Source organism: Thermolongibacillus altinsuensis, from assembly GCF_004341205.1.
Taxonomy (GTDB): domain Bacteria; phylum Bacillota; class Bacilli; order Bacillales; family Anoxybacillaceae; genus Thermolongibacillus; species Thermolongibacillus altinsuensis.
In genome coordinates, this window is the sequence record NZ_SLUL01000002.1 from 21,159 (window position 1) to 47,463 (window position 26,305).

The 26,305-nt window shown below is 39.1% G+C and carries 24 protein-coding genes, 2 tRNA genes and 1 pseudogene; 24 read left to right on the forward strand and 3 right to left on the reverse strand.

The features are described 5' to 3' along the window. Positions 1-128 precede the first annotated feature (128 nt). The 22 genes from EDD69_RS01720 (at position 129) to rlmH (ending at position 18,372) form a co-directional block, all read left to right on the forward strand. Positions 129-1,019 carry a mechanosensitive ion channel family protein gene (locus EDD69_RS01720; RefSeq protein WP_132947245.1) on the forward strand — a complete coding sequence of 297 codons (891 nt, stop codon included), beginning with the start codon at positions 129-131 and terminating at the stop codon, positions 1,017-1,019. Between the two features lie 41 nt (positions 1,020-1,060). Further along, the gene (locus tag EDD69_RS01725; protein ID WP_132947451.1) at positions 1,061-1,237 is read left to right on the forward strand and encodes a DUF951 domain-containing protein; all 177 of its coding nucleotides are present in this window, start codon (positions 1,061-1,063) and stop codon (positions 1,235-1,237) included. A gap of 75 nt (positions 1,238-1,312) precedes the next feature. Continuing rightward, on the forward strand, positions 1,313-2,413 hold the full coding sequence (ychF, locus tag EDD69_RS01730; protein ID WP_132947246.1) for a redox-regulated ATPase YchF: 1,101 nt from the start codon (positions 1,313-1,315) through the stop codon (positions 2,411-2,413). A 111-nt stretch (positions 2,414-2,524) separates the two neighbouring features. After that, positions 2,525-2,812, forward strand: a complete 288-nt coding sequence (gene rpsF / locus EDD69_RS01735; protein WP_132947452.1) for a 30S ribosomal protein S6 — start codon at positions 2,525-2,527, stop codon at positions 2,810-2,812. A 27-nt stretch (positions 2,813-2,839) separates the two neighbouring features. Then, entirely contained in the window at positions 2,840-3,334 is a 495-nt protein-coding gene (gene ssb / locus EDD69_RS01740) for a single-stranded DNA-binding protein (RefSeq protein WP_132947247.1), read from the forward strand. A gap of 35 nt (positions 3,335-3,369) precedes the next feature. Further along, positions 3,370-3,606 carry a 30S ribosomal protein S18 gene (rpsR, locus tag EDD69_RS01745; protein ID WP_132947248.1) on the forward strand — a complete coding sequence of 79 codons (237 nt, stop codon included), beginning with the start codon at positions 3,370-3,372 and terminating at the stop codon, positions 3,604-3,606. A gap of 62 nt (positions 3,607-3,668) precedes the next feature. After that, on the forward strand, positions 3,669-4,601 hold the full coding sequence (locus EDD69_RS01750) for a YybS family protein (RefSeq protein ID WP_132947249.1): 933 nt from the start codon (positions 3,669-3,671) through the stop codon (positions 4,599-4,601). A 20-nt stretch (positions 4,602-4,621) separates the two neighbouring features. Then, on the forward strand, positions 4,622-6,595 hold the full coding sequence (locus tag EDD69_RS01755; RefSeq protein WP_132947250.1) for a DHH family phosphoesterase: 1,974 nt from the start codon (positions 4,622-4,624) through the stop codon (positions 6,593-6,595). After that, positions 6,592-7,041, forward strand: coding sequence for a 50S ribosomal protein L9 (gene rplI / locus EDD69_RS01760; protein ID WP_132947251.1), 450 nt, complete (start codon positions 6,592-6,594; stop codon positions 7,039-7,041). The genes EDD69_RS01755 and rplI overlap by 4 nt, the downstream gene beginning before the upstream one ends. A gap of 95 nt (positions 7,042-7,136) precedes the next feature. After that, complete coding sequence (dnaB, locus tag EDD69_RS01765) at positions 7,137-8,501, forward strand: replicative DNA helicase (protein WP_132947252.1); 1,365 nt, start codon at positions 7,137-7,139, stop codon at positions 8,499-8,501. Between the two features lie 167 nt (positions 8,502-8,668). Further along, the gene (locus EDD69_RS01770; RefSeq protein ID WP_132947453.1) at positions 8,669-9,955 is read left to right on the forward strand and encodes an adenylosuccinate synthase; all 1,287 of its coding nucleotides are present in this window, start codon (positions 8,669-8,671) and stop codon (positions 9,953-9,955) included. 334 nt (positions 9,956-10,289) lie between these two features. Continuing rightward, positions 10,290-10,365, forward strand: a tRNA-Asp gene (locus EDD69_RS01775). A gap of 57 nt (positions 10,366-10,422) precedes the next feature. Continuing rightward, entirely contained in the window at positions 10,423-10,554 is a 132-nt protein-coding gene (locus EDD69_RS15640; RefSeq protein ID WP_279388122.1) for a hypothetical protein, read from the forward strand. 62 nt (positions 10,555-10,616) lie between these two features. Next, a tRNA-Phe gene (locus EDD69_RS01780) sits at positions 10,617-10,689 on the forward strand. 133 nt (positions 10,690-10,822) lie between these two features. Further along, the gene (gene yycF, locus EDD69_RS01785; RefSeq protein ID WP_132947253.1) at positions 10,823-11,533 is read left to right on the forward strand and encodes a response regulator YycF; all 711 of its coding nucleotides are present in this window, start codon (positions 10,823-10,825) and stop codon (positions 11,531-11,533) included. Positions 11,534-11,541: 8 nt separating this feature from the next. Further along, positions 11,542-13,359 carry a cell wall metabolism sensor histidine kinase WalK gene (walK, locus tag EDD69_RS01790; RefSeq protein ID WP_132947254.1) on the forward strand — a complete coding sequence of 606 codons (1,818 nt, stop codon included), beginning with the start codon at positions 11,542-11,544 and terminating at the stop codon, positions 13,357-13,359. After that, entirely contained in the window at positions 13,352-14,692 is a 1,341-nt protein-coding gene (locus EDD69_RS01795) for a YycH family regulatory protein (RefSeq protein ID WP_424565320.1), read from the forward strand. The genes walK and EDD69_RS01795 overlap by 8 nt, the downstream gene beginning before the upstream one ends. Beyond that, positions 14,679-15,464 carry a two-component system regulatory protein YycI gene (locus EDD69_RS01800; protein WP_132947256.1) on the forward strand — a complete coding sequence of 262 codons (786 nt, stop codon included), beginning with the start codon at positions 14,679-14,681 and terminating at the stop codon, positions 15,462-15,464. The genes EDD69_RS01795 and EDD69_RS01800 overlap by 14 nt, the downstream gene beginning before the upstream one ends. Positions 15,465-15,473: 9 nt before the next feature. Beyond that, the gene (locus EDD69_RS01805) at positions 15,474-16,262 is read left to right on the forward strand and encodes an MBL fold metallo-hydrolase (RefSeq protein WP_132947257.1); all 789 of its coding nucleotides are present in this window, start codon (positions 15,474-15,476) and stop codon (positions 16,260-16,262) included. Positions 16,263-16,380: 118 nt separating this feature from the next. Beyond that, positions 16,381-17,589 carry a S1C family serine protease gene (locus EDD69_RS01810; RefSeq protein ID WP_132947258.1) on the forward strand — a complete coding sequence of 403 codons (1,209 nt, stop codon included), beginning with the start codon at positions 16,381-16,383 and terminating at the stop codon, positions 17,587-17,589. Between the two features lie 64 nt (positions 17,590-17,653). Then, the gene (locus EDD69_RS01815; protein WP_132947455.1) at positions 17,654-17,809 is read left to right on the forward strand and encodes a CxxH/CxxC protein; all 156 of its coding nucleotides are present in this window, start codon (positions 17,654-17,656) and stop codon (positions 17,807-17,809) included. Positions 17,810-17,892: 83 nt separating this feature from the next. Further along, positions 17,893-18,372: a 23S rRNA (pseudouridine(1915)-N(3))-methyltransferase RlmH gene (gene rlmH / locus EDD69_RS01820; RefSeq protein WP_165871701.1), complete on the forward strand. Its 480-nt coding sequence runs from the start codon at positions 17,893-17,895 to the stop codon at positions 18,370-18,372. Between the two features lie 49 nt (positions 18,373-18,421). Here rlmH and EDD69_RS01825 read toward each other — a convergent pair whose 3' ends face one another. Continuing rightward, on the reverse strand, positions 18,422-19,180 hold the full coding sequence (locus EDD69_RS01825) for an AraC family transcriptional regulator (protein ID WP_243643015.1): 759 nt from the start codon (positions 19,178-19,180) through the stop codon (positions 18,422-18,424). 375 nt (positions 19,181-19,555) lie between these two features. On the opposite strand from EDD69_RS01825, the gene EDD69_RS01830 reads away from it, so the two are divergent. Beyond that, positions 19,556-21,844 carry a glycoside hydrolase family 65 protein gene (locus EDD69_RS01830; RefSeq protein ID WP_132947259.1) on the forward strand — a complete coding sequence of 763 codons (2,289 nt, stop codon included), beginning with the start codon at positions 19,556-19,558 and terminating at the stop codon, positions 21,842-21,844. 835 nt (positions 21,845-22,679) lie between these two features. On the opposite strand, the pseudogene EDD69_RS01835 reads toward EDD69_RS01830, so the two are convergent. Then, a pseudogene (locus EDD69_RS01835) lies at positions 22,680-23,571 on the reverse strand (transposase). Positions 23,572-23,681: 110 nt separating this feature from the next. Next, on the reverse strand, positions 23,682-25,256 hold the full coding sequence (locus EDD69_RS01840) for a vanadium-dependent haloperoxidase (RefSeq protein WP_132947260.1): 1,575 nt from the start codon (positions 25,254-25,256) through the stop codon (positions 23,682-23,684). 182 nt (positions 25,257-25,438) lie between these two features. On the opposite strand from EDD69_RS01840, the gene EDD69_RS01845 reads away from it, so the two are divergent. After that, complete coding sequence (locus tag EDD69_RS01845; RefSeq protein WP_132947261.1) at positions 25,439-26,305, forward strand: permease; 867 nt, start codon at positions 25,439-25,441, stop codon at positions 26,303-26,305.

The window sequence follows — 26,305 nt, forward strand, 5'->3', positions numbered from 1 at the left end:
TAAGCTTATCATATGATGTATATGGAAAGTCGGAACGCTACAAATTGAATAAAAATATTGTTAAAATAACTTATGCAACGAGAAGACAACCTGTATAGGCAATCTATCAATGTAGAGGTGTACATGAGGTGAAGGACATAGCTAATAGTTATGATCGAATTGTCGAAACGATTATTAATGATGATTTATGGACAAAAATCGGGGTTGGTTTATTTAAAATCATTAGCATCTTAATCTTCTCAGCTTTGTTTTTAAAAATTGTTAAGTTAGCCATTTTTAATTTTTTTAAAGTTCGTCAAAAAGCTCCGATTCGGGTTTCTGAACGGAGAGAAGCGACGTTAATGCGATTATTAACGAATGTAGCGACTTACAGCGTCTATTTTATTGCTTTAATTATGATTTTGGATACGTTAGGAGTTGAAGTGAAAGCGATTCTTGCTGGAGCTGGAATTGTTGGTCTTGCGGTTGGTTTTGGGGCGCAAAATCTCGTCCGAGATGTCATTACTGGTTTCTTTATCATATTGGAAGACCAATTTGCGGTTGGCGATTATGTACGGATAGGGAATTTTGAAGGGTATGTCGAAGAAATTGGATTAAGGACAACAAAAATTAAAAGTTGGACAGGCGAATTGCATATTTTACCAAACGGAACCATTACACAAGTAACCAACTTCTCGCTTAATAATAGCATTGCGATCGTCGATGTGAGCGTGTCACATGAAGGGGATATTGAAAAAATAGAAACGATTATTCGTGAATTGCTTGAAGAGTTGCCGGCAAAGTACGAGGATATGGTCAAACCTCCAGAATTGTTAGGAATTCAAAATATAACGAGTTCGGAAGTGGTCATGCGTGTTACCTGTGAAACAAAACCGATGCGCCATTGGCATGTTGCTAGAGTATTGCGCAAAGAAATTAAACTCCGTTTGGACGAGCATGGCATTGAAATTCCTTTTCCGCGTTTAGTTCTTTATAATCGTCAAGATCAAAAGGAAAATGGAACAAAGGAACATGCTTAAACAAACGAAGGAGGCGTGTTGAGTTGAATAAAGAATATGGTATGCATGACATTGTTGAAATGAAAAAAGCTCATCCGTGTGGAACCAATCGTTGGAAAATTATTCGTATGGGAATGGATATTCGCATTAAATGCGAAGGATGCGCTCATAGCGTTCTTCTCCCGCGGAAAGAATTTGAGAAAAAATTGAAAAAGGTGCTTGTGAAATCTGAAGAATAAAGCGAAACGCTCTTTTCATAGCGCGTCTGCATGTCTATAATGAGTGAGAATGGGTTAACAGAGGAGTGAAAACAGATGGGATTAACAGCTGGAATTGTGGGTCTTCCGAATGTAGGAAAATCGACATTATTTAATGCCATTACAAAAGCTGGAGCAGAGTCAGCCAACTATCCGTTTTGTACGATTGAACCAAACGTTGGGGTTGTTGAAGTTCCTGACGAACGCTTAAAAAAACTTACCGAATTATTTAAACCAAAAAGAACGGTGCCGACTGTGTTTGAATTTACCGATATTGCGGGAATTGTGAAAGGCGCAAGCAAAGGCGAAGGGCTTGGAAATAAATTTTTGTCCCATATTCGTCAAGTAGATGCCATTTGCCAAGTCGTGCGCTGTTTTGCTGATGAAAATATTACACATGTTGCTGGAAAAGTTGATCCAATCGCTGATATTGAAACGATCAATTTAGAGCTTATTTTCGCTGACCTTGAGACGGTAGATAAACGGATTGACCGCGTAGGAAAGATGGCGAAGCAAAAAGATAAAGATGCGGCATTTGAATATGAAATTTTAAGTAAATTAAAAGAAACGTTTGAAGCGGGGAAACCTGCACGTACACTCTCTTTTACGGATGAAGAAATGAAAGTTGTGAAACAGCTTCATTTATTGACAATTAAACCAATGTTATATGTAGCGAATGTCGGCGAAGAAGATTTGGCGGATCCAGATAGCAATCCGTTTGTTCAGCAAGTACGTGAATTTGCCAAAAAAGATAATGCGGAAGTCATTGTTGTTTGCGCAAAAGTAGAGGCAGAAATGGCCGAATTGGATGATGAGGAGAAAGAATTGTTCTTACAAGAGTTAGGGATTAAGCAATCAGGATTAGATCAATTAATTCGCGCCTCTTATAACTTGCTTGGATTAGCGACTTATTTCACAGCAGGTGAGCAAGAAGTTCGCGCATGGACGTTCCGAAAGGGAATGAAGGCGCCACAATGTGCGGGAATTATCCACTCCGATTTTGAACGTGGATTTATTCGTGCAGAAACAGTTTCGTATGAAGATTTGATCGCTGCTGGTTCGATGGCGGCTGCTCGTGAGGCAGGAAAAGTACGTTTAGAAGGAAAAGACTATGAAGTGCAAGACGGTGATATCATTCACTTCCGCTTTAATGTCTAATCTTGCACATCATATTTATTCGTGATATAATCATCAAATGTGAGTAATGAATAGATTGCTCCTTGCTCTCGTAAAGGGCCGTTTAGACCAAAAGGAGGTGACTGTGTCGTGATGAGAAAATACGAAATTATGTACATTATCCGTCCGAACATTGATGAAGAATCAAAAAAGGCATTAGTTGAGCGTTTCAATAATGTCTTAAAAGAAAACGGCGCGGAAATTACGAACGTAAAAGAATGGGGTAAGCGTCGTCTTGCATACGAAATTAAAAAGTTCCGTGACGGTATTTACATGATCGTGAATGTTGTGGCTAAGCCAGCAGCGGTACAAGAATTTGACCGTTTAGCGAGAATTAGCGAAGACATCATTCGTCACATCATCGTGAAGGAAGAAGAATAATTGCCTGAATGAATAGGAGTGGTTCTGATGATCAATCGCGTAATTCTTGTTGGGAGGCTAACGAAAGACCCAGAATTACGCTATACTCCAAATGGAGTTGCTGTTGCCACGTTTACGCTAGCGGTAAACCGAACATACACGAATCAGCAAGGTGAGCGTGAAGCAGATTTTATTAACTGTGTAGTTTGGCGCCGTCAAGCTGAAAATGTGGCAAACTACTTGAAAAAGGGTAGTTTAGCTGGTGTTGAAGGTCGACTACAAACGAGAAGTTATGAAAATCAAGAAGGAAGACGTGTATATGTTACAGAGGTTGTTGCCGATAGCGTGCAGTTTTTAGAACCGCGAAGCAGCGGTGAACAACGTGGCATGGCATCAGGCAGCTATTACGGCGAGCCGTTTCCATTTGGATCTAATCAGAACCCACATCATACAAACGATCCAGGTTTTAGTCGCATTGATGAAGATCCATTTGCGAACGATGGACAACCGATCGATATTTCGGATGATGATTTGCCGTTTTAATATAACATCTTGAATTAGGAAGGAGGACGAAAAAAATGGCAGGACGTAAAGGTGGACGCGCAAAACGTCGTAAAGTTTGCTATTTTACTGCAAACGGAATTACGCACATCGACTACAAAGATGTAGAAACATTAAAGAAATTTATCTCTGAGCGCGGTAAAATTTTACCTCGTCGTGTAACAGGTACGAGTGCAAAATATCAACGTAAATTAACAGTAGCAATTAAACGTGCTCGTCAAATGGCTTTATTGCCATACGTTGTAAACGAATAAAATAAAAAGCAGTAAGGGGGAAGAAGCCTTACTGCTTTTTATTTTAAGAAAGGAGAATCGAGATGAAAAACACCCGTATTCTTACCGAAGGGGCCATTCAATTAGCTATTTTTACTGTTCTGCTATTGATCAGTTTGTACATGCCTTTCATCGGGATCATTGCTACATTATTTTTATCCGTTCCTTTTATTATTTTTACGATTCGCCATACTTATAAAAATGGCTTATTGTTGCTTCTTGTCTCACTTATTCCTTCGGTATGGTTTGGTTCGATTTTTTCTTTACCGATGGCGATTATGTTCGGAAGTAGCGGCGTTGTGATGGGGCATGTCTGGAGTAAAAAACAAGGAAGATATATCCTTTTACTCGTTGGATCATTGGCTTTTTTGATTAATATCGTTCTTTTATACATCGGTTCGGTTCTCTTTTTCGATTTTAATTTCGCAGAAGAAATAAAGGTGATGATGGAAGAAGCTTTTCAAAATGCTCAATCTATATTTAGTCAAGTTGGTCAACTACCAGCGGAGGAAGTTGAAGAAAATTTCCAGCAAGCGTTGGATCTTGCAATCTATTTGCTCCCTGCTTCACTTGTTTTGGCGTCTGTTTTTCTTGCATGGATGACACAGCTTGTTACAGCGCCTATTTTAAAACGGTTACAGATCAAAATAGATGATTGGCCGCCGTTTCGTGACCTCATGTTGCCAAAAAGTTTATTATGGTATTACTTAATCGTGATGATTTTAATGTTTTTTCCTTTAGAACAAGGATCATTTGTCCATATCGCTCTTTTGAATATTTTTCAAATTCTTCAATTGTTAATGACGATTCAAGGTTTTTCGTTCATTTTTTATTGGGCTTATCAAAAGAAAATTGCTCAGAAATGGGCAGCCGCCATCGTGGTTTTATCATTGCTTTTCCCTTTTTTACTTTATCTTGTTCGAATCTTAGGTATAATTGATTTAGGATTTGAATTGCGTAAGCGCCTAAAAGATTAAGACGCAGGGAGCTGACGTTCATGTCAAATTTTTATGAAAATCAGAGGCATCGCTATCCCTTATATCTGTTAATTGGGATTGCGTTCGGATTGGTGATCATTGTTACGTATTTTCAATGGATCATCGGGATAGTAAGTGCTGTGCTCCTTGGACCAACATTATTGCATGTATTTAAGTCACAACGGGCGATTCAGGAAGAAATTGAAAATTATATTTCCACTCTTTCTTATCGCGTGAAAAAAGTTGGTGAAGAAGCATTAATGGGGATGCCGATCGGCATTATGCTGATCAACGATGAGTTTTATATTGAGTGGACCAACTCATTTTTAGCTTCTTGTTTCGGTGAAGATACGTTAGTAGGTCGATCGTTGTATGATGTAGCTGAACAACTTGTTCCATTAATTAAACAGGAAACGCATACAGAAGTGATTGATCTCCATGGTCGAAAATTTAAAGTAATCATCAGACGCGAAGAACGTTTACTTTATTTTTTCGATATAACTGAACAAGTGGAGATTGAAAGAAAGTATGAGGAAGAAAAAACGGTACTAGGAATCATTTTTCTTGATAACTATGACGATGTCACGCAAGGAATGGATGATCAAACGAAAAGCCAGTTGAATAGTCAAGTCACTTCCATTTTAAATCGCTGGGCAAATGATTACGGATTATTTTTAAAACGAACCTCCTCTGATCGATTTGTTGCTGTGTTGAATGAAAGTATTTTGCAGCAGTTGGAAAAAAGTAAATTTTCTATTTTAGATGAGGTTCGCGAACAAACGATGAAAAATAATGTACCGCTTACGCTTAGCATTGGAATTGGAACAGGTGCATCTTCTTTACCGGAATTAGGGGCATTAGCTCAGTCAAGTTTAGATTTGGCGTTAGGACGCGGTGGTGACCAAGTAGCGATTAAGCAAATAAATGGAAAAGTTAAATTTTATGGTGGAAAGACCAATCCGATGGAAAAGCGAACAAGGGTACGTGCGCGTGTTATTTCCCATGCTTTGAAGGAGCTTGTAACTGAAAGTGATAAAGTGCTGATTATGGGACATAAATATCCCGATATGGATGCGATCGGGGCCTCGATCGGCATTCTAAAAGTAGCACAGATGAATCAAAAAGAAGGGTTTATTGTCATCGATACAAATCGAGTGGATTCAGGCGTTCAACGGTTAATCGAGGAGGTTAAGCAGCATTCTGAGCTTTGGTCTCGTTTTATTACTCCAGAACAAGCTTTAGATATGGCAACAGATGACACGCTTCTTGTGATTGTCGATACACATAAACCGTCGCTTGTCATCGAAGAACGGCTTTTACTTCGAATGGATCGTGTCGTTGTGATCGACCATCATCGTCGCGGTGAAGAATTTATTGAAGATCCACTCCTCGTCTACATGGAGCCGTACGCTTCTTCCACGTCTGAACTCGTAACAGAGTTGCTTGAATATCAGCCGAAACGGTTGAAATTAACCATGCTGGAAGCAACCTCTTTGCTTGCTGGCATCGTCGTTGATACGAAAAGTTTTACATTACGAACGGGGTCACGCACGTTCGATGCCGCCTCATATTTAAGAGCGCAAGGGGCGGATACAACACTTGTTCAAAAATTGTTAAAAGAAAATATTCAACATTATATCAAACGTGCTAAAATTATTGAAAATGCCAAAATTGATGAAAACGGTATTGCCATCGCTAAAGGAAGCCCAAATGAAACATACGATCCGGTATTAATTGCGCAAGCGGCTGATACTTTATTATCATTAAGTGGAGTTATTGCTTCGTTTGTCATTTCAAAACGGAATGATCAAACCATTGGGATTAGTGCGCGTTCATTAGGGGATGTAAACGTGCAAATCATCATGGAAAAACTTGATGGTGGTGGACATTTAACAAACGCTGCTACACAATTGCAAAATATAACGATTGAAGAAGCGGAAAAACGATTACGGGCAGCAATCGAAGAATATTTAGAAGGGGGTAAGAAGTCATGAAAGTCATTTTCTTAAAAGATGTAAAGGGAAAAGGAAAAAAAGGAGAAATTAAAAACGTCGCGGATGGATATGCACATAACTTTTTGTTCAAACAAGGTTTAGCCGTTGAGGCGACACCAGCTAATTTAAAAGCGTTGGAAGCGCAAAAAAATAAACAAAAACGAGAAGCTGAGGAAGAGTTAGCAAAAGCGAAGCAATTAAAAGAGAAAATCGATACGCTAACGGTAGAGCTGTTTGCTAAAGCGGGTGAAGGCGGTCGATTATTCGGTTCGATTACGAGCAAACAAATTGCTGAAGCGTTACAAACTCAACACGACATTAAAATTGATAAACGTAAAATTGAACTTGAAGATGCGATTCGTTCGTTAGGATATACAAATGTCCCAATTAAACTTCATCCAGAAGTCACAGCGACTTTAAAAGTGCATGTAAAAGAGCAAAAGTAATGAAAAAATGTGATTTTATGCAGGGGATTGCTCCCCCCCTCATATAATCACATTTTTCTTATGGTTATTTTCAAATGAAAGGAAGGTGAAAAAAGATGAACGATTTATTTCCAGATCGCATTCCTCCTCAAAATATCGAAGCGGAACAAGCTGTACTAGGAGCGATTTTGCTTGAACCTTCGGCTTTAACAACAGCTTCAGAAATTTTAGTTCCTGAAGATTTTTATCGCTCTTCCCATCAAAAAATATTTCGAACCATGTTACAACTTTCTGACCGAGGTGAACCAGTTGATTTAGTGACCGTTACGTCTGAATTAGCTGATGCGAATAGCCTTGAGGAAGTTGGAGGAGTTTCCTATTTAACAGAATTGGCTAATGCTGTTCCAACTGCCGCAAATATTGAGTATTACGCCAAAATTGTTGAAGAAAAATCCATTTTGCGTCGTCTCATTCGTACAGCTACTTCGATTGCACAAGAAGGGTATACGCGGGAAGATGAAGTTGAGGAACTGTTAAGTGAAGCGGAAAGAAAAATTTTAGAAGTGTCTCAACGGAAAAATACGAGCGGATTTCAAAATATAAAAGATATTCTTGTACAGGCATATGATAATATTGAAATGCTTCATAACCGAAAAGGAGAAATTACAGGAATACCAACTGGATTTATTGAACTAGATCGGATGACGGCAGGATTTCAGCGCAGTGACTTTATTATCGTCGCAGCTCGTCCGTCGGTCGGAAAAACCGCTTTTGCTTTAAACATTGCTCAAAACGTCGCAACAAAAACGGGAGAAAACGTTGCGATTTTCAGTTTAGAAATGGGCGCTCAGCAGCTTGTTATGCGTATGTTATGCGCGGAAGGAAATATTAATGCGCAAAATTTGCGAACAGGAAAATTGACGACAGAAGATTGGGCAAAGCTTACGATGGCGATGGGAAGCTTATCAAACGCTGGAATATACATTGACGATACACCAAATATTCGCGTGAGTGAGATTCGCGCGAAATGTCGTCGTTTAAAGCAAGAACAAGGATTAGGAATGGTGTTAATCGATTATTTGCAGTTGATCCAAGGAAGCGGGAGAAACCGCGAAAACCGCCAGCAAGAAGTATCGGAAATCTCGCGTTCGCTTAAAGCGTTAGCGCGTGAATTAGATGTGCCAGTCATCGCTTTATCTCAGCTTTCCCGCAGTGTCGAGCAGCGTCAAGATAAAAGACCGATGATGTCTGACCTTCGCGAGTCTGGTAGTATTGAACAAGATGCGGATATTGTTGCGTTTTTATATCGTGATGATTATTACGATAAAGATTCCGAGAATAAAAACATTATTGAGATTATCATCGCCAAGCAACGGAACGGCCCTGTTGGCACGGTTCAACTTGCATTCATTAAAGAATATAATAAATTTGTTAATTTAGAGAGACGATTTGATGAAACAAATATTCCACCGAGTGCATAATCCTTCTTCGAAAAAGAAGAAGGGTATTTTTTAGTTTCTATTAACACGAATAAAAGTATTAATTTTATATAAAAATGTTCGGTATTTATTGACTTCTGTTTATAAAGTTTGTTACACTTACTATGTTTGGTAAAAGGTTTTGAGTGAATAAAGCGGAGGTGCTCGCTGTGTCTTCAGTTGTTGTTGTTGGAACGCAATGGGGAGATGAGGGGAAAGGAAAAATTACCGATTTTTTATCGCAAAACGCGGAAGTGATTGCAAGGTATCAAGGCGGAAACAACGCAGGACATACCATTGTGTTTAACGGTGAGAAATATAAATTACACCTTATTCCATCCGGAATTTTTTATAAAGAAAAGATTTGTGTCATTGGCAACGGGATGGTTGTCGATCCAAAAGCGCTCGTGCAGGAATTAGCCTATTTACACGAGCGAGGAGTGAGCACAGATAATTTGCGCATCAGCAATCGTGCTCATGTGATTTTACCTTATCATTTGAAGCTAGATGAAGTAGAAGAAGAGCGCAAAGGTGCAAATAAAATCGGCACGACGAAAAAAGGAATTGGTCCTGCTTATATGGATAAAGCGGCTCGTGTAGGCATTCGCATCGCTGATCTTCTCGATCGCGAAGTATTTGAAGAAAAGCTTGCACGCAATCTCGCTGAGAAAAATATATTGTTCGAAAAAGTATACGGGGTAGAAGGATTCAAACTTGAGGATATTCTCGATGAATATTACGAATACGGACAACAAATTGCGAAATATGTTTGTGATACATCTGTTGTGTTAAACGATGCGCTTGACGCTGGCCGCCGCGTATTGTTTGAAGGAGCGCAAGGAGTGATGTTAGATATTGACCAAGGTACATATCCTTTCGTTACTTCTTCCAATCCGGTAGCGGGCGGTGTCACGATCGGAGCAGGAGTCGGTCCAACAAAAATTAAACATGTTGTTGGGGTAGCGAAAGCGTACACAACCCGTGTCGGTGACGGTCCATTCCCGACAGAGTTAAAAGATGAAATCGGTGATCGCATTCGTGAAGTAGGACGCGAGTACGGCACAACAACAGGACGTCCACGACGTGTTGGTTGGTTCGATAGCGTTGTCGTCCGTCATGCTCGACGTGTGAGTGGCATTACGGATTTATCATTAAACTCAATTGATGTGTTAACAGGAATTGAAACATTAAAAATTTGTGTTGCTTATCGTTATAAAGGAAAAGTGATTGAAGAGTTTCCAGCAAGCTTGAAAGTATTAGCTGAGTGTGAACCAATTTATGAAGAACTTCCAGGTTGGACAGAAGACATTACAGGAGTTAAAAGTTTAGATGAACTTCCAGCTAATGCACGTCATTATGTTGAAAGAATTTCTCAGTTAACAGGTATTCCACTTTCAATCTTTTCGGTTGGACCAGACCGTTCACAAACGAATGTTGTCCGTAGTGTTTATTCGTAATCATAGCACGATGAAAACGTCGATGCTATGGTAAGATTCCGATATGAACAAGCTTTTCTGTCACTTCCCCGAACGAAAACGCCATCGGACCAGTGAATTTATCTACCGTGCGTTTCACGTTTGGAACCGGCATGTCTTTTAGGCGGCAAGAAAAATCTTGCCGCCTAAGGCAGAAAAGCGGTTTTCTATTCGTGGTGATATATGTCGTAAACTTCACCTGAATTTATATAACAATCGATGTTTTTCAATAAAATTTGCAAAATAGTACTTGCTCTATTATCTTAAATCTGATAGAATAGCCATTGTCGTCATGATTAATAGCGTTTGTAAAAACGGTCCCGTAGTGTAGTGGTTAACATGCCTGCCTGTCACGCAGGAGATCGCGGGTTCGAGTCCCGTCGGGACCGCCATTTTTATATAAATAGTGGATAATAGCTCGGTAGCGACGAGCAACGAGCGATACTTCGATGAATAAACTGCGAGTTGTCCCGACGCATCCATCATCTGCGAATGAGCTAGCAGAGGAAGAGACAAAGGCAAGTAAAAGTAAACTTCAAAGAAATGACTTCAGCGTACCGCTCGAACAACTACTTGTGTAAGCTAATGAGAGCGGGACGAAGGACGTAGAGAAGATTTGTATGAAGATGAGTAAAAATAGTATGGCTCGGTAGCTCAGTCGGTAGAGCAAAGGACTGAAAATCCTTGTGTCGGCGGTTCGATTCCGTCCCGAGCCACTAGTGAAGCATAGATACAGTGATGTGTCTATGCTTCTTTTTTATTTTATAATATAAGAAGTGAATGAAAACAAATAACATGATACATTATTCCTATAAGCATATGTAACGCTCACAAAAGGAGTGAATCAAAGTGGAAAAACGTATTTTAGTTGTTGATGATGAAAAACCAATTGCGGATATTTTGCAATTTAATTTAAAAAAAGAAGGCTATGAAGTATTTTGTGCTTACGATGGCGTAGAAGCATTGCAAAAAGTAGAAGAAATTCATCCCGATTTAATTTTGTTAGATATTATGCTTCCGCAAAAAGATGGAATGGAAGTATGTCGAGAAATAAGAAAGAAATATGATATGCCAATTATTATGCTGACGGCGAAAGATTCAGAAATTGATAAAGTGCTTGGACTTGAACTTGGAGCAGACGATTACGTCACAAAACCGTTTAGCACAAGAGAGTTGCTTGCTCGCGTCAGAGCAAATTTACGCCGTCATCAGCAAAAAATCGATAATGAACAAGCAAATAAGGAAATGAGTGAAATAAAAATTGGCTCACTTGTGATTCATCCTGATGCTTATACCGTTTCAAAAAGAGGAGAAAAAATTGAGTTGACGCATCGTGAATTTGAGTTGTTGCATTATTTAGCGAAACATATCGGACAAGTGATGACGCGCGAACATCTATTGCAAACTGTTTGGGGTTATGACTATTTTGGAGATGTTCGAACGGTTGACGTAACGGTTCGACGTTTGCGTGAAAAAATTGAAGATAACCCTTCTCATCCTGCTTGGATTGTCACGCGCCGCGGTGTTGGATATTATTTACGTAATCCAGAACAGGAGTAAATGAATATATGAAAAAAGTAAGTCCTTTTCAATCGATTCATTTAAAATTCGCTTTAATTTACATTCTTCTCATTTTGATTGCGACGCAAATTATTGGTGCTTATTTTGTACGCCAATTAGAAGCCCAGCTTGTCGGAAATTTTAAAAACTCATTAAATGAGCGGGTCACTCTCCTTGCCTATAATATTGAACAAGAAATGAGTAAAGAACGAGATAAAAAGAGCTCCACTTTGGAGGAAGACATTCGTGTCATTTTACAAGATTTTGTATCACAAGATATTTCCGAAGTGCGGGTGATTGATAACAAAAGCAAAGTTCTCGGTACATCGAATCCATATAATCAAAATATTGTTGGAAAACGAACAACCGATCTTCTTATAAAGAGAACGCTAGTTGCTGGTGAAATGACGGAAAAAATGCTCGTTGATCCGAAAACGGGCCATCGTATGTACATTTCATCTACACCAGTAAGAGTAAAGAATGAAATTAAAGGAGCGATTTATGTCATCGCTTCAATGGAAGATGTTTTTGCGCAAATGAGGCAGATTAATAATATTTTTGCAACAGGTACGGGTATTGCTTTGGTTATCACAGCTTTGTTAGGCATTTTGTTAGCCCAAACGATTACTCGACCGATATCCGATATGCGAAAACAAGCGATTGCAATGGCGAAAGGAAATTTTTCGCGAAAGGTAAAAATTTACGGATATGATGAAATTGGGCAGTTAGCATTAAGTTTTAATAACCTGACAAAAAAATTACAGGAAGCACAAGCGACAACGGAAGGAGAACGTCGGAAACTCGAGTCGGTATTAACGCATATGACCGACGGTGTCATTGCAACAGACCGGAAAGGACGTATTATCCTTATTAATGATGCAGCACTAAACATTTTAAATGTTTCACGTGAAACAGTGCTATCTGCTCCGATTGTTGAAGTATTAGGATTAGACGAACAATATACGTTTGAAACGTTAGTGCAAGAGCGTGATTCGCTTATTTTGGATTTTAGTACAGATGAAGAACCGTATATTTTACGTGCTTCCTTATCTGTCATTCAAAAAGAAACAGGCTTTGTGAATGGTCTTATTGTTGTTTTGCATGATATTACAGAGCATGAAAAGATTGACCGAGAACGAAGAGAGTTTGTCGCAAATGTGTCTCATGAGTTGCGCACACCGTTAACAACGATGCGAAGTTATTTAGAAGCATTAGCGGACGGGGCTTGGCGCGATGAAGAAATTGCTCCAAGATTTATTGAAGTGACACAAAAAGAAACAGAAAGAATGATTCGCTTAGTCAATGATTTATTACAACTTTCTAAACTAGATAGCAAAGATTACAAGTTGAAAAAAACACCTGTCAATTTCATTAGTTATTTCCATAAAGTGATTGATCGTTTTGAATTAACGAAGCAAGAGAATGTGTCGTTTATTCGTGATTTTCCAGATGAGAAAATTGTCATTGAAATAGATCAAGATAAAATTACACAAGTGCTTGATAATATTATTTCAAATGCATTGAAATATTCACCACAAGGTGGAAAGATTACATTTCGTGTAAGGAAAAAAGAGGACCATATTGAAGTGAGTGTTAGTGATGAAGGGGTAGGAATTCCGAAATCGGATTTATCAAAAATTTTTGAGCGTTTTTACCGCGTAGATAAAGCTCGTTCGCGCAAATTGGGCGGAACGGGATTAGGATTAGCGATTGCAAAAGAAGTAGTCATCGCTCATGGTGGGCGCATTTGGGCTGAAAGTCAAGAACGAAAAGGAACAACTATTTACTTTACTCTACCGACGGAACGTGTAAAAGAGGATGAATGATATGAAATACGAAACGATCAAATCTGTTTTGTTAACTTTTCTAGTGTTGGTGAGCATTTTTCTAACGTGGAACTTATGGACGTACCAACCAAAATACGAGTTCATTGAAAATACGAAATATATTCAAAATGTTCCTGTTAGCAACGTTGATGTCGATCTTGCTACGATCATTCGTCCACGCCAAATTCTTATTCATAAAAGCAATAATCATTATGGAATTGTTCAGGATACAGACATTTATAAGTTTATGCGCGAAGTGAAGCGTTGGACGTTAGATGAGTTTGAAAATGTTTCAAGTACTGTACCAAAAAATGAATTTTTAACGTTTCTTCACGGAAAAGGAAAAATAGAAATTGTCTATTCTGATGAAATTCCAATTGAAATATATCGAAATATTTTCCAAATCGAAGATAAAGGTATAGAAGCGCTACATTTTGATCGAATTGTGATCCCGATGGAAATTGAAAAGGAAGAAGAGCCATTTATTTATTTTGTTTCAACAAAAACAAGAAAAATTTATCGAGCAACGATTCAAGAGGGAGCGTTAGAAGAATTAGAAAAAGGATATTATGCTCGAGCAGGGCGTTATATGCCGTTTTTATCTTATGACCTCAGCGAAACGAAATCACTTTTTTTGCCTGCTCGGCCGATTGTTTTGAACCGTTTGCAGTATTATATGGATGAGTTAAATTCTGATAAATTTAAAGAGGCATTATTCAATGATCCAAGCTTTGTAAAAAAAGATGTATTAGCGTTTGGTGAAGAGTATACGGATGGTTCGCGATTGATGGATGTTGATTTCTCTAAAAAGCTATTGTTGTATGTCAATCCTGCAGCCCGTGGAACGATCACAGAAAATGATCCATATTTATTGCAAAAAAGCATCGATTTTGTTAACGAGCATGGCGGGTGGACGGACACATACCACTTCGATCGATTAGAAGAGACCGAGCGGAAAGTCGTTTTTCGGTTATTTGCTAACAGCTATCCTGTATTTAACCGCTATGGAATGTCAGAAATTATTCACGTATGGGGAGAAAACGATATTATTAACTACCAGCGTCCTTTATTTACATTAGAAATTCCTGACCGAGTTAGTTTGCCAATTACGCTTCCGTCAGGATATGAGGTCATAAAACAACTGCAAACAATAAAAAACATTGATCATGAGCTCATTGAAGATCTAGTTATTGGTTATGAACTTATTCGCGACTCAGAGCGCGAAAACATTGTCATTTTGGAACCGTCTTGGTATTGCTTGTATAATGGGACTTGGCGCAAAGTGGTTTTCGGTAAAGATGCGCGAGGAGGGGATGTCATTGGATTGGAGTAAAACAAAAACAATTTTTATTATTACATTCCTCATCCTCGACCTCTTTTTAGGATATCAGTTTATGCAAAAGCGAAGCAGCAGCCAACTTGATGTGATTTTGGAAACGACCATTGAAGAACAATTAGAAGCAGATGGGATTACGTATGTTGATTTACCAAAAGAAGTGACGAAAGCAACGTATGTAAGCGGAAAAAGTAAAGTGTTTACAAAAGAAGAGATCGAGAAATTGAGCAATCAACAGGTTGAAACTGTCAATCAATCGGTCTTGCAAGCTAAATTTATTAAACCTATTTTGATTCAGGATCCGAAAGAAGGATATCGCTTAAGCGAGTTCTTGAAACAAAACATTATTTCTGGAGAGAATTATACGTTTTGGAAGTATGATGAGAATACCAAAACATTGATCTATTTCCAACAATATGACGGAAAAATTATTTATAACAATGTCAGCAGCATGTTGTTAATTCATTTAAATGACAATAACGAAATGATTGGCTACGAACAAACCATGTTAGAAGATCTCGAAAAAGATAAGAAAAAGCAAGAAATTTTACCAGCGATTAAAGCTTTAGAAACGCTTTACAAAAAAAATCTTTTGAAACCTGGTGATCGTGTAACCAAGATTGATCTTGGCTACTATGCGCTCGTTCAGTTTACAGCTTCGCAAGTGCTAACACCGACATGGCATGTTGTTGTTAATGGCAAAACGGATTATTATGTTAACGCATTCGAAGGACAAATTATTAGCGATGAAAACAAAGTGTTGGAGTGAGAAAACAAGATGAGATTTAGCGTATTAGCTAGCGGGAGTACGGGGAATGCTTTTTATATAGAAACCGATCGTGAACGGCTTCTTGTTGATGTTGGGCTAAGCGGAAAACAAATGGAGCTTTTATTTGCGAAAATTAAACGAAATTTAAAAGATTTGTCCGGAATATTAATCACCCATGAACATAGCGATCATATTAAAGGATTAGGTGTGATCGCTCGAAAATATCAGTTACCCATTTATGCGAATGAAAAAACATGGAGGGCAATGGAATCTCTCATTGGAGAGATTCCATCTGAACAAAAATTTATTTTTCCAGTGGGAACGGTAAAAACATTTGGGGATATAGATGTTGAATCGTTTGGCGTTTCTCATGATGCGGCTGAACCTATGTTTTATGTTTTTCACCACGGTGGAAAAAAACTTGCGTTAATTACGGATACAGGGTACGTGAGTGAACGAATGAAAGGAATTATTCGTCATGCCGATGTGTTTATATTTGAAAGCAATCACGATGTCGAAATGCTCCGAATGGGAAAATACCCATGGAGTGTCAAGCGTCGTATTTTAAGTGATGTCGGCCATGTTTCAAACGAAGATGCGGGGCTCGCTTTAGCGGATGTCATTGGAGATCAAACAAAACGAATTTATTTAGCTCATTTAAGCCAAGATAACAATATGAAAGAATTAGCGCGAATGACGGTGACACAAACACTCGCAAGCAAAGGGATCATCGTCGGTGAGCAATTTCACTTATATGATACAGACCCAAGTTGCCCGACGGAAATGGCTTGTGTATGAAAAAGATTTTTCATCGTTTTTTCACTGAACGGTGGTATGTATACTAATAGATTCTTTAGGAAAAAGAGGGGTATAATGAAAGACAGAAATGGATTGATAGAAAGGATGGGTGAGGATTATGGGTTACTATGATGATCATTATGACCATCTTCGCCAAAAGCAGAAAGGAAACCGTGGCGGCGCGATTTTATCAGGTGTTGTTGGCGCTATTTTAGGTGGATTGCTCGTCATTGTTGCGGTTCCTTCTCTTGTAAAATGGGACGTTCTTCCTTATAACATGGAACAAAATGAGAAGGATGTAAGCGAAACAACGGATCAACCGAAAGTGGAGAAAAATGTTACTGTCAATGTGGTATCTCAAGTGACACAAGCGGTTGATAAAGTATCAGAAGCTGTTGTCGGGGTTGTTAACATTCAAGAAGCAAGCTTTTGGTCTGAAGGCGGCGAAGCTGGGACAGGTTCTGGAGTCATTTATAAAAAAGAAAATGGAAAAGCGTTCATTGTTACCAATCATCATGTGATTGAAGGCGCAAGCCGAGTAGAGGTTAGTCTAAGCGATGGAACGAAAGTAAAAGCTCGCATTTTAGGTAGCGATGTTTGGACCGATTTAGCTGTGTTAGAAATTGATGCAAAACATGTGACAAAAGTAGCCGAGTTTGGAAATTCAGATGTTGTAAAACCTGGTGAGCCTGTCATTGCGATTGGTAACCCACTTGGATTACAGTTTGCTGGATCAGTCACACAAGGAATTATTTCAGGAACAAAACGAACCATTCCGATTGATATCGATCAAGACGGTATCCCTGATTGGCATGCGGAAGTATTGCAAACCGATGCAGCGATCAACCCTGGAAATAGCGGCGGGGCGCTCGTGAATATTGAAGGGCAGGTTATAGGGATCAATTCAATGAAAATTGCCGAACAAGCAGTTGAAGGAATTGGATTAGCGATTCCAATTAACTATGCAAAACCTGTTATTTCCGATCTAGAGAAATTTGGACAAGTTCGTCGCCCATACATGGGAGTCGAATTGCGTTCACTCAGCGACATTCCAGCGTATCACTGGCAAGAAACGTTGCACTTGCCACCAAGCGTAAAAGAAGGTGTAGCGATTTTACAAGTCGTTCCTGGATCACCAGCTGAACGGGCAGGATTAAGAGAATTCGATGTAATTGTTGAACTTGATGGTGAGAAAATCGCTGATGTCATCGAATTGCGTAAACATTTATATAATCGAAAACAAATTGGCGACACGATGAAAGTAACATTTTATCGTGACGGGCAAAAGAAAACGGTAACGATGAAATTAGCAAGACAATCTCTCTAATTAAGGACAGGAGGGGAACATCCTACTCCTGTCTTCTTTTCGAAATAGGGGGGAGCAAAATATGATGTGGAAATGTTGTGAAGAACATGTGGATTTAGCGATTGATATGTATGTGGATGAAATGGAAGCGGCGCCTGAAATCCAATCCGTTCCTGTGGATAAATCAGATGAACGGTGCGATTTTTGTCAAAATCGGGCGGCATATGTTGTAGGGAACTAATGTTTCCACACAATATGTGGATATAGATTGTGAATATGTGGATAACTCTTGTGGATATCATGTTTGTAAAGTGGGGATGTGTTGTGAATATCTCAATTATTGCTGTGGGTAAATTGAAAGAGAAGTATTTAAAACAAGGAATAGAGGAATATTTAAAACGATTGTCGAGTTATGCGAAGATCGAAATCATTGAAGTAGCCGATGAAAAAGCGCCGGAACAGCTCAGTTTGCAAGAAATGGAGCAAGTGAAGCAAAAAGAAGGAGAACGCATTTTAGCGAAAATAACGGATGATACATATGTAATTGCCTTAGCGATCGAAGGGACGATGCTATCATCGGAACAATTCGCCGAAAAGCTAGATAAGCTAGCTGTTTACGGGAAAAGTAAAGTCGCTTTTATTATTGGCGGTTCGCTCGGGTTAAGCAAAGAGGTCATGAAACGCGCAAATGAATCGTTATCGTTTTCGAAAATGACCTTCCCGCACCAACTCATGCGATTGGTTTTGCTCGAACAAATTTACCGCGCGTTCCGGATTAATCGTGGCGAGCCTTATCACAAATGACGCAATTTTTTTGCCGAGATCTTGCTTCGTCCATGTGTATGATCCACTGCTAATCATTCGTCCCCATGCTTTGAAAATACTTATTTCGGAATTGAAGGGGAGTCATTGAAGTGTATTTTTTAAATAATCTAGTGTAATAGCTCTGGTTGCAGAAACCGAGTAAAATTGCAATATCTGAAATTGGTAAATCACTGTGCAACAAAAAATATTTAGATTCTTCTATACGTTTCCTGTTAATATATTCTGTGATTGAGATGCCAACTTCATCTTTGAATATTTTAGAAAGATAGTTCGGATGCACTTTCACGAACGAAGCGATGCGTTTTAGCGATAAATCGTTTAAAATTTCATCATGAATAAATGAGATCGTCTTATTAACAACTAAGTTATAAGACGGTCTTTTTTCATCATTTAATGTTTTAATAAAAGAATGGAGCATCTCATATTCAAGTTGTTTCAGACTTTCTATATCATTTGTTTCTTCAATTTGTAAAATAAAAACGTCACTAAGATTGTAAGCGGTTTCAGGGTGTACACCGCCATTAATAATTGCACGTGTAAAAAGTGTGCATGACCCAATTAATGAATTTTTCAAAGAACGGACAGGATCCTTAGCTAGCGTAGCTCGTTTTTGGCTGTTAATAGCATCTAAGGCAAGTTTGGCTTCTTGAAATAATCCTCTTGATAACGATTGTAGCAACTTTTGTTCCATTTCATAAGAAGGGTGAACGAAGTAATTTTGCTTATTTTTGACTCTTGCTTCAAAGAATTTCTTAATAATTTTTTGTTGAATAGAGGTATTACGCAACGAAAGTCACCTCTTACCTTAAAATCTTAACAAAAATATTAGATTTTTAATATAAATTATAAGTATTTAATAAGTAAGCTTCAATTAGATCATTAAAATCAGAGGAATAACAAGGGGGGATTCTCTTCCTGATGGAACTCGGTGTGCAAGCAGTTTTGCTGGTTTACTTTTACTAGAAAAATGTAAGCCCATTCAAAATGATCGTTTGATGACTCTAGTTTGTAAAAAACGTAAAGAAAAGGAGTTCTGTTTTGGATTCAAAGTTGAAAACAAATATATGCTGCTATCGTTCCGATACTTTTGATTTTGCTGATTTTCCAGATACAGAATCAACATCCGTCAGAGTAAAAGAATAATGAAACAGGAGTGTTTTACATGTCTTGGTCAATTCGCTCAAATCAGCTTAATATTGAAAACTTGTTAAATGAAGAAAGTCTCTTTTTCACTGGTAATGGGTATATTGGTGTACGCGGAAATTTTGAAGAAGGATATTATGACGGTGCTCCATCCATTCGTGGTACATATATCAATGCATTCCACGATATAACTGATATTAACTACGGTGAAAAATTATATGCATTCCCTGAAACGCAACAGAAGTTAGTGAATGTCATTGATGCGCAAACCGTTCAAATATACTTTGGAGAAGAAGAAAGGTTTTCGCTTTTTGAAGGAGAAGTCATTCAATATGAACGGCATCTCCATTTGGACAAAGGCTTTTCAGAACGTGTGATTCATTGGCGTTCTCCTAGAGGGAAAGAAGTCAAACTCAAGTTTAAAAGGTTAACTTCATTCATTTATAAAGAACTTTTCATGCAGAAAATTACAATTGAACCCGTTAATTTTTTTGGGAAAACGAAGGTGGTTTTCTCAGTTAACGGAGATGTCTCAAATTTTGTTGATCCGAATGATCCACGGGTCGGTTCAGGACATGCGAAGCTCTTAACGGTCTCGGATACGGTTATTGAAGGAGATTTTGTTGGTGTAGAAACAAAAACGAAACGGTCAAATCTTTATGCCGCTTGTACATCAACATGCAGACTAAACACTGATTTTCAGCGAGAATATGTTAAAAATGAGAAGTCGGTTGAAACTGTACTCACTTTTGAATTAACAGAAAAAGTGATCATGACCAAAATAAATATATATACAGATACGCTTCGACATGGAGATCATCCACTTCAGGCTGGTCTTGATCTATGTCAGAAATTATCATGTTTGACGTTTAATGACCTTAAAGAACAACAAAAGCACTATTTAGATAAGTTTTGGTTTTATGCGGATGTGGAAATATGTGGAGATCAGGCGCTCCAAGAAGGGATACGCTTTAATTTATTTCATTTGCTACAATCAGCAGGGCGCGATCGTTTCTCAAATATAGCCGCAAAAGGCTTGTCAGGCGAAGGATATGAAGGGCATTATTTTTGGGATACCGAAATATATATGGTGCCATTTTTCTTGATGACGAATCCTGAACTAGCAAAGCAATTGCTCCTTTATCGATATTCAATCCTAGATAAAGCACGTGAAAGAGCAAGGGAAATGGGCCATAGAAAAGGCGCTTTATTCCCGTGGCGAACAATATCAGGAGGAGAATGTTCTTCTTATTTTCCAGCTGGAACAGCTCAGTACCATATCAGTGCAGATATCGCTTATAGTTACGTTCAATATTACTTGGTGACGAAAGATTTGGATTTCCTAAAATCTTATGGAGCTGAACTGTTAATTGAAACAGCTCGTCTCTGGATGGATACCGGACATTATCATGAAGGGAAATTTAAAATTGATGCTGTAACGGGGCCTGACGAGTATACGTGTATTGTGAACAATAACTATTACACGAACGTGATGGCAAAGCACAATTTGCGCTGGGCAGCCAAAGCTATCGAGGAATTAGAAAAACATGCACCGGATACATTAGTATCATTAAAAGCAAAGCTTGGAGTTACTGACGAGGAAATAGCAGAATGGATAAAAGCAGCTGAAGCTATGTATTTGCCTTATGATCCAACACTGAATATTAATCCGCAGGATGATACATTTTTGCAGAAACAAGTTTGGGATTTCGAGAATACGCCGAAAGAACATTACCCACTTCTCTTGCATTATCATCCGCTGACTTTATATCGTTACCAAGTGTGTAAACAGGCCGATACAGTACTGGCTCACTTTTTATTAGAGGATGAACAAGATGAATCCGTGATTCGAGATTCTTATCATTACTATGAAAAAATCACTACTCACGATTCTTCTCTATCTTCATGTGTGTTTAGTATTATGGCTGCAAAAATTGGCGAATTAGACAAGGCTTATGAATACTTTATTGAAACTGCTCGTTTAGATTTAGATAATACACATGGTAATACGAAAGACGGTCTCCATATGGCGAATATGGGAGGAACGTGGATGGCGATTGTTTATGGATTTGCTGGCCTTCGGGTCAAAGAAAGCGGGTTGTCATTAGCGCCAGCGATTCCAAAACAATGGCAGTCATATAGATTTTCGATTCAATATTTAGGTAGACACATTTCAGTCTCCGTTGATACAAAAGGAACGAAAGTGAATCTTTTGAATGGAGAGGAACTAACGATCAAACTTTATGGCAAAAAGTATCAATTAACAAAAGATGAACCGCTTGAAATAACATTTAATAAAAATAATTAGGCCTTGCTGAGTTTCTTAGCAAGGCTTTATATATTCCCTACACAAAATCTTTATGTACAAATAGTTCTAGAATTGCCCCGACGCATTGGACAGATACATAATATCGCAAAACAAATACGACATGAGTCCGGTTGATTTTTCGATCCCATGCCGCATGAGTTGCACTTTTCTACTTCACAGGAACTAATTCATGCTTCACCAGTTTTTATATATCATTTATTGGGATGTATCTTGATTTAAATCTCCGCGACCGGACTCTGTACCTTGATTGAATCGATCTTGTGGCTGAGAAGCTGCATTACCTCTTGTAGTGGCCTGAGCAGCATTCGGATCGGCAGCTTGTGCCGTTCCATCTTTTCCTACGCCTGCTGCGTCTGGATTATTTCCCGCTGCCGTAGAGCCATCTTTTCCAACGATGCCGATTTGGTATTTTCACCAGCACCGACTCCCCTGCTTACCGATAGCTACTTCGCGTTGCGTATCATTAATCACGTTAATTTGTGGCTTAAATTCGATATTTATAACTAGATTTTTAAGTGCTTCCTCAACTTCTTTTTGATGATTTTCTTTATTTCGTCTTTTCTTATATATTTTTCATTTTTACTCATCTACCTTTTCCTCCTTTCTATATAGATTCAAGTTGAGTATCCAACATATCTCATCATGAATAGAAGACCGCTTTTCTGCCATAGGCGGCAAGATTTTTCTTGCCGCCCCGGCATGCTAGAAGCATGCCGATTCCGAACGTAAAACGCATGACAGACAAATTTATTTGTCTGATTGGCTTAATCAATACTTCTTTCCCTAAGCTTATTTACTAGATGGTGTTGCAAAACTAGAGTAAAAACTCGAAGTTATGCATAAGGATGCAACATAACACATGCAGTAAATATCGATGAAATCCATACCATCGGGGTTGCTCCACCCCATCACTCTTTAGCTCGTTAAATACCCGTTCAATCTCGCGGCGAAGCCCAAACAGCCATTGGCCAAATCTCGTTTTCAACAAGACAGGAAGAACCCGGCCATAGGCATCTTTTCGTTCCTTGCTATTGCGGCGGTTGATAGGGGAAATCAATAAGATTCCTGCTTGCTCAGCAGTTTGTCGAACCTTTTCGCTGTCATACGCGGCATCCCCTAACACGAACTCAATCTCCCATTGCCCCAAAGAAGCAAGCAATTCTGGTGCCACTGCCGCATCATTCCGGTTCGCTGTGGTCAACACGTGAGATAAGATGATTCCCTCGGTAGTGGTACAGAGATGGAGTTTATATCCTTTAAACCAGTGGTATCGGGTGGACACTCCCCATTTTGCCTGTGAATCGTAAAGACTGCTTCGAAGGGCCGTGCTGTCGATCAGCACGATTTGGGGATACCGTACTTCTAGATCTTTGAGCAGCTGTGCGTGAAAAACAGGAAATCCCTGTTTCCCGAAACCACTTTGCCGCACGGGAAAACGTAGACAGATGTGGGACTTCATCAAGCCCACAAGCCCGTTGAAAACATCGAAAACGCTGCAGAATGCGTACTAATTTTCGCAAGGAATCAATGGAAAAATAGGTTTTCAAAAAGAAACATTTCAATAAAGATTTTTTCGACACCGGCGGTCTTCCTGTCACATACGGTGTCTCCGGCAACGACAGCGAGTCGATATATCGAAATAAGGATGCTAAAAGTGGATCGATTTCATAAGACCATGCATGTTCTTTGTTTAAATTGGAAATCATGATAGTGTCCACCCCTTGGTAGTTGGTTTTGGTCACTGTATATGATTTCCAAGGTGGTGGATTTTTTATGTGCATCTATGCATCCATTATGCGTTTTGCAACACGTTCTACTAGATTATGATTGTACTTCCATCAAACTTTGTAAGAGAAAAACCGCTAAAATGCTCATTATAGGACTTTTTGTAATCTTGAAGAATTCGGATCGCAACGGCTTCACCGAGTTTCATTCCCTCCGATCCATCTGAACGCCAGTGAATTCCTGCGGCGTCACGACCAAGAGCAATATTGGAGGCCAGTTTGTTCAATTCTCCGCCTATCGTTAAAGGAGATCCTGAGTAAGGAAGCAATGTAAGGCCATTGGAACTCGCTACAACTGGATTAGGAATCACAAAAGACTCATTAAAGAACGCTTTTAGCATCGTGACCCCGGCTCCAACAAAAGTCGCATGGCCAGCAGGATAGGCAGGATGAGTAGGACTACCTTCTGGATAGGCTTGAGGGAGAAGATAAGTGCCAAACTTACTGTAAACATGGGAAATCGCTTGTGAGTCGAGGAGCTCTTGATGGATGGGATAATGGGAAGCACCGATCAAGTTGTTATGAACATGTCCGCCAAATTCCTCTGGGCGCAATCGACGGTGAACCAACCATTTCTGAAACCAAGCAGCTTTCAGTGCTGCATTTGTCGATCGAGCGACCAAATCCAGAATATGTGGACCGCCAAAAGTGGAAAAACCAACTTGCGTTTTTGAATGCAAATAAGGATTAGCTGGGTCTAAAGCTTCTTGTCCAAAGCTGAGCAGAATTAAACAAGCATTTAAAACACTTTGGTAACTAAAATCTCGATGGACCCATTCGCTCAAATCTCGTCCATTGCGGATATATCGAGGTTCTGGATCAAATTGGTTTTGGGAGGTAGGCGGTTTTCCGTCTTGAATGTCCAACCATTCTTCATACGAGGTCATGTGGTCATCACCGCGCAATGTCGTACGATTTCGTTGGATGATGGTCGCAGCTCCATAAGTAATATTCTTCCATAGAAACTGGGAAATATAAGGACCTGCTAGATCACCGGGTGTATTCCCGCGGAACAAGGTGCTTGGGGTTACAACTCCATTTTCTTTTGGTCCGCGAAAATCTGGAAAATTGGATAGATCCGATGCTGCTGCGAGAGTGAGGATATTCGTATCGTAGTCAGCAAAAGGAATATCGCGGGTCAGTGCCTGCCAGTATAATTCAGCCATTTCACTCGCAATCCATGCACTATTAAACTTCGGCGGCGCAATCATACTGAGAGAATAGGAATCAGGAGAAACGAGATCGAATGCATAAGCAGACTGTGGATTGGTGAGCTTAACTGTACCTCCCAGAGGGATGGATTCAAATGTAGCCGGATTCCCGGTTGTTAAAGACTTTATTAATGTTTTATATGCATTGAGGTCTACTTCGCCAAGGGAATTGTGCGGTAATCCTTTCGAATAGTTACCGATTTTATTGGAAAACAAATCTTCATCTCCGTTACATAAATGAGCTGGAAGAGGAAGATCCTTTTGAACAAGTGCAGCTTTCTCGCGAATGTTATATGCCTTTTTTTGACGCTCTTTTGCTGATAATGGTCCAATTTCACAAGATTTCTCCTTTTTAGAACTTTTCTTTTTGATCTCTTCTTTTTTATTTTTTTCCATTTTATGATCCCTTCTTAATTTTTAGAGTGAATTCGATATAGTTTATTCATCTTTCTTTCATTGGCTTGTGCTTTTCTATTAAATTTTTGCGTGATTTTATGGAATTAAATTCTCGTTCATTTTTCATAGCCTTATTGTTAGAATGGAGGGTTGTAGCTTTTGTTTAAAGGAGCATGAGAACCATGATCAAGTCTTTTCTCCAGTTAAATACCATTTTTATCAGTATTTTAATAGAGTCATTGCCATTTGTATTAATTGGCGTATTTATTTCCGGGATTATTCAAATGTTTGTGACCGAAGAGATGATTGAAAAATGGGTTCCGAAAAATAAAATATTAGCGGTGTTATATGCGACGTTGATTGGAGCGTTGTTTCCTGCATGCGAGTGCGGAATTGTCCCGATTACGCGACGCTTAGTTGCCAAAGGGGTACCGCTTTATGCAGCCATTCCGTTTATGTTAACGGGACCGATCATTAATCCGATTGTCTTGTTTTCTACTTTTATCGCTTTCGGAAGCAGCTTAAAAATGGTGCTTTGCCGTTCCATTTTCGCGCTTGCTGTTGCGATCTTGATTGGATTGTTGTTGGCGGTGCAATATAAGGATGATCAATTGCGGAAAAAAGAGGTCATTTCATCTTCCATGCCGAAAACGTTGAAAGAAAAATGGATGGGAACGCTTGAGCATAGCATTGATGAGTTTTTCTCATCAGGAAAATATTTAATCATTGGTGCGTTTGTCGCATCGGCTATGCAAACGTATATAAAAACATCGACATTGCTTGCAATCGGTCACGGAAAAATGTCTTCATCCCTTGTGATGATGGCGCTTGCGTTTGTGTTGTCTCTCTGTTCAGAGGCGGATGCGTTTATCGCTTCCTCGTTTCAAAACACGTTCTCATTTGGCGCGTTGGCAGCCTTTTTAGTGTACGGTCCGATGATTGACATTAAAAATACGCTTATGCTTTTACAATCGTTCAAAACGCGCTTTGTGATTGTGTTGATTGCTTATATTACCATTTTCGTCTTTGTCGGTTCATTATTTATTTAG